Origin of the sequence: Sulfurimonas sp., from assembly GCF_023229105.1 — a bacterium.
In the GTDB taxonomy this organism is placed as follows: domain Bacteria; phylum Campylobacterota; class Campylobacteria; order Campylobacterales; family Sulfurimonadaceae; genus Sulfurimonas.
The window spans coordinates 1-8285 of sequence record NZ_JALNZY010000089.1 but is presented as its reverse complement, the minus strand read 5'-3'; the positions used below and the strand labels follow the sequence as shown (position 1 = coordinate 8285).

Here is an 8285-nt window from a genome sequence, read left to right as displayed (position 1 = left end):
TTACATGCGACAAACTGATTTTTTTCATCAATGCTAAGAGCTAGATTTTTAAAAAACGTCTTTGCATATTTTCCATGCTCAAGACATGCCATCTTAAGTCTGTTGTGAGCACTTCTTGCGATAGGAAGTTCTATCTGCGTTATATCCTCTTTTAGAGGAGGATTTATGACCGCCAAATAGTATCTTCCCATACTTTTATCTTGAAGCTGCTCGGATAAAAACTCATGAGAAGCGTTGTTTTTTGCTATAACCATAGTTCCGCTTGTGCCTTTATCAAGTCTGTGAACTATTCCATGACGCTCCTGCGCACTTATTGTAGAGAGTCTAATACCTTTGTGCTTGAGCCAATCAACAAGCGTTGCCTCCCTCACGCTAGGTGCTGGATGCACTGTAAGTCCGCTTGGCTTGTTTATAACTAAAACATCTTCATCTTCATAAAGTATCTCTACATCAAAATCAATCTCAAGTGCAGGTTTTGGCTCTGCTTCTGGAAACGTAACTCTAACTATTTGATTCTCTTTTAATTTAACACCGCTGCGCGAAACTATTTTATCGTCAACTTCTACGTACTCTTTTTTGATTAAACTGGCAATTTGTGAACGACTATGCCCAATTTGTGACGTTAGAAATGTATCTAAGCGTTCTGGATTTTCGCAAATATAACTCTGTGTTTTATTCATATTATTAACCTTTATGATACAATTTCTAAAATTTTATGGAGTTTTAAATTTGTGGAGAATTGATAAGCGCATTTTAGCACAATTTGATTTCATTTCAATTATCTTAATAATTCCGCTTATAATTACTTCACACTGGCTGATTGATGAAGTCGTACCTGCCCTTGCACAAAAACAAACGGCTTATGTCGGTGTCTCTTTTTTAGTCTTTTTGGGTGTATTTTTTCTTCCGATTCGTAGAATGATTTGGGTAATTCCGCTTATTTACTGGATAAATATAGCACTTCTTATAGCAGTTGAATTTTTCGGACACGCCAGACTTGGGGCGCAGAGATGGATAGATATACCCTTTATTGATGCAACCATCCAACCATCTGAGTTTGTAAAACCGGCACTTATTTTAATGCTTGCTTATCTTATTCACAGAAACCCTCCGCCAATGCAAGGCTATAAAATAAAAGAGTTTCTTAGAATCAGTTTTTATATTCTTTTGCCCTTTTTCCTAATAGCTAATGAGCCTGATTTGGGAACAGCCATGGTTCTTCTTCTCATCGGTTACGGGGTGCTCTTTTTCATAGGTGTTTATTGGAAAATATGGGCAGTTATTCTCGGTGCAATTCTACTTCTTTCTCCTGTTGCATATAAATTTTTGTTGCATGACTATCAAAAGACAAGAATTAAAGATTTTCTCAGTGAAAAACCCTCTTACCATGTGCAGCAATCCATAATCGCTATAGGATCAGGGGGGCTTACAGGCAAATCAAAAGATGAAGCAACCCAGACGCAAATGCGATTTCTTCCAATATCAACAAGTGACTTTATTTTTGCCTTTCTTGTAGAGAGAAGTGGATTTTTAGGGGCACTTGGAATTATACTTATCTACGTGACACTTATCTTGCATCTATTTAGCTTAAGCCTCTTTTATAATGACTATTATATAAAAGTTGTAACCATCTCAATTTCGTTTATGATTTTTATCTACATGGGCATAAATATCGCTATGACAATCGGATACGCTCCTGTTGTCGGAGTTCCTCTACCAATGTTTAGTTATGGGGGCAGCAGTTTTATAAACTTTATAATACTCATTGCTATTATGCAAAATCTTATAACGTTCAGATATAAAGACATGTATGACGGACGGGGAACTAAGAGCTTTTTATAGAATTAGCATAGTTTAAGTTTGTGATTTATGAAGTTAGATTAATAAAAGAAGATTTAAAAAAAAGGGGTGTGGCGCGGTGAACGGGGCTCGAACCCGTGACCCCCTGCGTGACAGGCAGGTATTCTAACCAACTGAACTACCACCGCGCATTAAATAATTGTTACTAAATTTTTTTGATTTTAGATGTGCTTAAGGTTTTGGCGAAGCGTACTAAAGTACGTGAGTCAAAAGCTTCGTGCATATAAAACAAAAAATGGTGGGCATTACTGGACTCGAACCAGTGACATCTACCTTGTAAGGGTAGCGCTCTACCAACTGAGCTAAACGCCCATTTTATGACTTTGTTACACCATTTTGTGGCGACCCCTAAAGGATTTGAACCTCTGTCCCTACCATGAAGTGATAGTGTCCTTGGCCACTAGACGAAAGGGTCACTTTCATTTAAACAAAAGGCTTTGGTATAAAACTTGTTTTTGATTTTAGAAGTGCTAAAGATTGAAGCGAAGCGTACTAAAGTACGTGAGTTTCAAGCTTTGTTGCTTATAAAACAAAATTGTTTTTAATTTTAGATGTGCTTAAGGTTTTGGCGAAGCGTACTAAAGTACGTGAGTCAAAAGCTTCGTGCATATAAAACAAAATGGTGGGCATTACTGGACTCGAACCAGTGACATCTACCTTGTAAGGGTAGCGCTCTACCAACTGAGCTAAACGCCCATTTTTACTAAAAACATATAAATTAATACAAAAATCAAACTAGTTCGATAAACTTTGCTCATTTTGTGTACTAATAAAATAATGGCGCGGTGAACGGGGCTCGAACCCGTGACCCCCTGCGTGACAGGCAGGTATTCTAACCAACTGAACTACCACCGCGCATTTGATAAAATGGTGTCCTGTGATGGATTCGAACCATCGGCCACATCATTAAAAGTGACGTGCTCTACCAGCTGAGCTAACAAGACATTTTCCCCTAATTGCTTAAGAGGTCGAAATTATATGCAAATAGGTTTTAATTGTCAAGATAAAAAGCCTCAAATTTAAAAAAACATCTCTTTGTCCATTAATAGCAACATTTTAATGGCAAAAAGCACGCTCTGATGCTGAATATAGTTTCTATCTCCACTTAAATTTAAACGATTTTCTATATGTTTAGTTTTGCTTCTTACACTTATATATACAGTTCCAACTGGTTTTAGTGCAGTGCCGCCGCCATCACCTGCTATCCCGCTTATAGATATAGCGTAATCAGCGTTGCTGACATTAAGCACGCCCTCGCTCATCTCTAAGACTACCTCATTGCTTACGGCTCCGTACTCCTGCAATGTTTTTGAGCTTACTCCAAGCCAATTCTCTTTAATAGTATTTGAGTAAGTTACCAAAGAGCCATCAAAGATTTTTGAAGAGCCGTTATTTTTTGTAAAATAGTAGCTTAAAAGCCCCCCGCTGCAGCTCTCTGCAAAAGCAATCTTTTTACTCTTAGCTGATAATTTTTCTATAATATAAGCTATAACATTTGTAGCGGCAATAATTTTGTTTGGCAAAAGCTGCTTTGCTGAAGATATAAACTTAGATATATTTCCATATTTCTTACTTCTTATATTTACTTTGAGCCACCCGTCTATAAGGTTTATTGCATCTATTTTCAAGTCATACATCTGCGCAATCGGAGCAAGTATGGCTAACGCACTCTCCCTATCTTCTTCAAAAAGATGCATAGTAGCGCTTGATTCTTCAAAATCAAGAAGTATCTCGGGAACTCTTTGCATCTCATCTACATGCAAAACATTTGTTAGCGAATTTTTATACTCTAAAAGATAACTTCCATCTTCAAAAACAGCACTGTTTGAGGGTATCAGCATGTCATCTTTTAAAATTTGATTATCACTTGTAACGGTGCATATGAGTTTTCCAATAGTAGAAAAATGCTGTTTACTTGTTACTATAATATATCTATTTGCTGAGTGAAGCTCTTTTTCTAAATATAAAAAAAGTGAATTATCACTCTCTTTAAAAAAAGTTATTGAGTCTATAAAATCTGTTTTTTGCTCAATTTTTCTAATAATATACTCTCTTAAAGACAAGTTGTATATAAATTTATTGCCGATTAACAAAAGGTGCAGTTTCATCGTATAAATAGCCTTTTACAAAAATAATTTTACTCCATTATAACACCAATTATATATATTAAAGTAGCTTTTAAAGCCTCTAAGGATACAATGCAAAAATTTTATACAATTTGGGACATACTATGGATTACAAAGATACGCTACTTTTACCAACTACAAAATTTGAAATGAGAGGCAATCTCATTAATAATGAACCAAAAAGATACGCTTCTTGGGATGAGAAGAAAATATATGAGAAGATGAAAATAAATCGCAAAGATGCAAAAAGTTTTACTCTTCATGACGGTCCTCCATACGCAAACGGGCATACCCACATCGGACATGCACTCAACAAAATTTTAAAAGACATAATCATTAAACATAACTATTTTAACGGCAAGTCAGTCCGTTTTACTCCGGGCTGGGATTGTCATGGTCTTCCGATTGAGCAACAGGTTGAGAAAAAACTCGGCGGCAAGCAGAAAAAAGAGCTTCTCCCTACTGCAAAAATAAGAGAACTTTGCCGCGCTCATGCAGCTGAGTTTGTAGATATTCAAAGAGCTGAGTTTAAACAACTCGGCATCATCGCCGACTGGGAAAACCCATATGTAACGATGGACTATAAGTTTGAAGCAAACATCTACCGTACTCTTTGTAATGTTGCAAAAAAAGGACTTTTAATCGAGAGGAGCAAGCCTGTTTTTTGGTCATGGGCTGAGAGAACGGCACTTGCCGAAGCTGAAGTTGAGTATGAAGATAAAGAGGATTACTCTATCTTTATAGCATTTAAATTAAGCGAGGAAGCAAAAACAAAACTCTCCATCGACTCAAAAACTGCTTTAGTTATCTGGACAACAACTCCATGGACAATTCCCGCAAACACTGCTATCTCTTTAAATCCTCATGAGGAGTATGTTCTAACTTCAACGGGCTACATCGTTGCTAAAGAGCTTCTTCCTTCACTTAAAGAGAGTGGTGTTTTAAGTGGCGATATTGCTAAAACATTCAAAGCTAAAGAGTTTGAAAATCTTTTGGCAATTAATCCGCTAAACGGCAAAACATCACGCATAGTTTTAGGAGAACATGTTCTTATAGACAACGGAACTGGATGTGTTCACACGGCTCCGGGACACGGGGAGGATGACTACCGCATCGGACTTGTTTATGATTTAGAAGTTATTATGCCAGTCGATGAGACGGGATGTTATGATGAGAGCGTTGTGCGCGATGGCTTAATTCCAAATGCAGAGGAGTTTGTAGGACGTCATATCTTTAAATCTAACGAAGACATTATTGAGCTGATGGGAGATAGTGTTATAAGCGTCTCCAAATTTAAACACTCCTACCCACACTGTTGGAGAAGCCACACCCCTCTGATTTTTCGTGCGACCAAGCAGTGGTTTATCAGCGTAGATGGCACACCCGAAGGTGAAGATAGAACATTAAGACAAATCGCTCTTGATGAAGTCCAGAAGACTCTCTTTTACCCTCAAAGTGGCAAAAACAGACTCAAGTCAATGGTTGAAAACAGGCCTGACTGGTGTATCTCACGCCAAAGAGATTGGGGAGTTCCTATCGCATTTTTTAGAGTAAAAGCAACGGATGAAGTTTTGCTAGATGAGAAGGTTTTAAACTTTACGGCGATGATTTTTGAGATGCACGGAAGTGACGCGTGGTACTCGATGCCGACAGAACAGCTACTCTATCCGGGTGCAGGATATAGTGCAGATGAACTTGAAAAAGTAACAGACATTTTAGATGTTTGGTTTGACAGCGGTTCTACATGGTACTCAGTTTTAAAATCTCGCAACTATGATGCAGGCGAATATCCGGCAGACCTCTATGTAGAGGGAAGTGATCAGCATCGTGGTTGGTTTCAGTCATCTATGTTTTTAAGCGCTGCAGTTGAGCATAAAGCACCATACAAAGGAGTTCTTACCCACGGTTTCACGGTTGATGAAAAGGGCGAGAAGATGTCAAAGTCCAAAGGCAATGTTGTTGCACCTGATAAAGTTTTAAAGGAGTACGGCAGTGAGATTTTACGTCTTTGGGTAGCTTCTAGTGACTATCAAGGAGACTTGAAAATCTCTCAAGGCATACTAAAACAGACGGCAGAAAACTACCGTAAACTAAGAAACACTTTTAGAATTATGCTTGCAAATATTAATGATTTAAAAGCAATAACTCCTTATGAACAAATGGGCGAACTGGATAAATGGATACTTAGTGAAGCAAAAACTGTTTTTGATGCAGTTCATAAGTCATTTAGCGGCTATAACTTTGTACATGGCATGAGCCTACTGAATAACTTCATAGTAAACGAATTAAGCGGAATCTACATCGACATTACAAAAGATAGTCTATATTGTGATGGCAAAGATGATGCAAAAAGAAACGCAAGCCAAAGCGCTATGGCTATCATGACAAAGTCACTTCTTGGATTAATCGCTCCGATACTTACTTATACGGCAGATGAGATTGTAGAGAATGCTCCTGCTATTATAAAAGGTAACAAAGAGGATATTTTTGATTTTGTTTATGAGAGCATTGAAGATGTCCACTCAACATTTAATGTTGAATATATGTTTACTGCTAGAGAGAGTTTTTATGAAAAAGTTGATGCTCTTAAAAAAGAGAAAATCATAAAAAACACACTAGAGTTGGTACTCTATACGGAGTCGCAGAGTGTTCTTAAGATGAACAAAACAGAAGCTGAGGACTGGTTTGTTGTTTCAGGCATTTCAAGCGGCGAAACATCCGAAAATCTTGAAACATTCAGCGTAGAGGGCGATACTTTCATCATAGCAAAAGCGACAAAAGCAAAATGTCCAAGATGCTGGAAGTACCAATCAGCCGATGAAGAGTCAACATGCCAAAGATGTACAAGGGTGTTAAATGCCTAACTTCACTGAGCCTGTATCTTTTACATTTATCGCAGCGACCATAGCTGTGATATTTGTCATAATAGGCATCGGAATAGCACTTGTCAAGCTAGGGAAAAAGTCTAGAAATCCAGAGGGCTTATAAGTTTAGCTTTGTTCATTTCACTAACTACATGAGTGTATATCATAGTTGTCTCAACACTTTTATGACCTAAAAGTTCTTGTATGCTTCGCAAATCTATACCAGCTTGTAGTAGATGCGTAGCATAAGAGTGTCTAAAAATATGTGAGGTTACGCGCTTGTTTAGCTTTGCTTTTTGAGATGCTATTTTTATGTTTCGTCCTAAAGTTTGCGGATGAACATGGTGGCGTCTTTTCTCTTTAGTTCTAGGGTCAGTTGAAATATTTTTCATGGGAAATAAAAATTGCCACTTTGTTTCAAGCTTAGATTTTGGATACTTTTTTTCTAATGCATAAGGTATATAAACACTCCCGTAACCATTATCTAGATCTTGCTTATGAAGATTTGTAACCAACTCAACTTGACTAAGTAGTTGCTGCTTTAATTTTAAAGGCAGTGGAACAGTTCTATCTTTTAATGATTTAGAATCCCAAATATAAATTTTATCAAATCCAAAATCTATATCTTTTATTCTCAGACTTAAAGCCTCATTCATTCTAAGCCCACAACCATACATCAAATGCACGAGCAAACTGTACTCCATAGGTATATTTTGCAAAACACTTCTAACTTCATCTTTTGTTAAAACAACTGGTATATGTTTTCTCTCTTGTGCTCTCAGTGCTTGGATGTTCCACTCACTCATATCAATACCTAAAACTTCTTTATATAAAAATAACAAGGCACTAAAAGCTTGATTTTGAGTAGTAGGTGAAACTCTGTCTTTTGTGGCTAATTTTGTTAGATAAGTCTCTATCTCAACTTTACCCATCTCAACTGGATGCTTCTTGTTGTGAAAAAATATATAATGCTTTATCCAATGGACATATGTTCTCTCAGTTGAATAACTATAGTGTTTAAACCTAATTTTATCACGAACTAAATCTAAAAGTTTCTTTTTCACTTGCATATTATCCCCCTTTGTTTAAGCTACATTATGTCCGTTATGTAGTTTTTTTAACAATTAACAAACATTTGTGTGTGTTATTTCTCTGTAAGACACTTAACACACACTATATATTTAAGAATAATATGCAATTTTTTTCTAAAAAGTAAAAAATATTGCAATTTGTCATATTTTTAATTATTAACACACATTTAATATACAAGTTATTTTTGTTTTTTTAAGTTACTCAGTATATAATGTGTTTGAATAAATAGTTATCCGCTCACTGCGTGACCGGATAACGGGGGCGCGGGTTGAACACCCACTAGTCATCTGTCGCACAGCGCCAGATAACAAGCGGGAGGAGCAAGCAACCATTGCAAAACCTA

General features: G+C 36.9%; 5 protein-coding genes and 6 tRNA genes. 2 read left to right on the top strand and 9 right to left on the bottom strand.

The window, feature by feature from the left end; genetic code table 11:
- Positions 1–680: RluA family pseudouridine synthase (locus tag M0Q17_RS09970; protein WP_295086433.1), on the bottom strand; the 680-nt coding region annotated here is incomplete at its 3' end.
- A gap of 49 nt (positions 681–729) precedes the next feature.
- On the opposite strand from M0Q17_RS09970, the gene M0Q17_RS09965 reads away from it, so the two are divergent.
- A complete protein-coding gene (locus M0Q17_RS09965; RefSeq protein ID WP_295086431.1) occupies positions 730–1842 on the top strand; it encodes an FtsW/RodA/SpoVE family cell cycle protein in 1113 nt (370 codons plus the stop codon).
- Between the two features lie 69 nt (positions 1843–1911).
- Here M0Q17_RS09965 and M0Q17_RS09960 read toward each other — a convergent pair.
- The 7 genes from M0Q17_RS09960 to M0Q17_RS09930 all read right to left on the bottom strand — a co-directional run bounded on the left by M0Q17_RS09960 (position 1912) and on the right by M0Q17_RS09930 (position 3968).
- Positions 1912–1988 (bottom strand) — tRNA-Asp (locus M0Q17_RS09960).
- 108 nt (positions 1989–2096) lie between these two features.
- Positions 2097–2172 (bottom strand) — tRNA-Val (locus M0Q17_RS09955).
- Positions 2173–2199: 27 nt separating this feature from the next.
- Positions 2200–2275, bottom strand: a tRNA-Glu gene (locus M0Q17_RS09950).
- 205 nt (positions 2276–2480) lie between these two features.
- A tRNA-Val gene (locus tag M0Q17_RS09945) sits at positions 2481–2556 on the bottom strand.
- A gap of 82 nt (positions 2557–2638) precedes the next feature.
- A tRNA-Asp gene (locus tag M0Q17_RS09940) sits at positions 2639–2715 on the bottom strand.
- 13 nt (positions 2716–2728) lie between these two features.
- Positions 2729–2804, bottom strand: a tRNA-Lys gene (locus M0Q17_RS09935).
- 75 nt (positions 2805–2879) lie between these two features.
- On the bottom strand, positions 2880–3968 hold the full coding sequence (locus M0Q17_RS09930) for a CinA family protein (protein ID WP_295086429.1): 1089 nt from the start codon (positions 3966–3968) through the stop codon (positions 2880–2882).
- 122 nt (positions 3969–4090) lie between these two features.
- Between M0Q17_RS09930 and ileS the strand changes: the two genes are divergently transcribed.
- A complete protein-coding gene (ileS, locus tag M0Q17_RS09925) occupies positions 4091–6850 on the top strand; it encodes an isoleucine--tRNA ligase (RefSeq protein WP_295086427.1) in 2760 nt (919 codons plus the stop codon).
- Positions 6851–6951: 101 nt separating this feature from the next.
- On the opposite strand, the gene M0Q17_RS09920 is transcribed toward ileS, so the two are convergent.
- Positions 6952–7920: an integron integrase gene (locus M0Q17_RS09920; protein ID WP_295086425.1), complete on the bottom strand. Its 969-nt coding sequence runs from the start codon at positions 7918–7920 to the stop codon at positions 6952–6954.
- Positions 7921–8285: the final 365 nt, after the last annotated feature.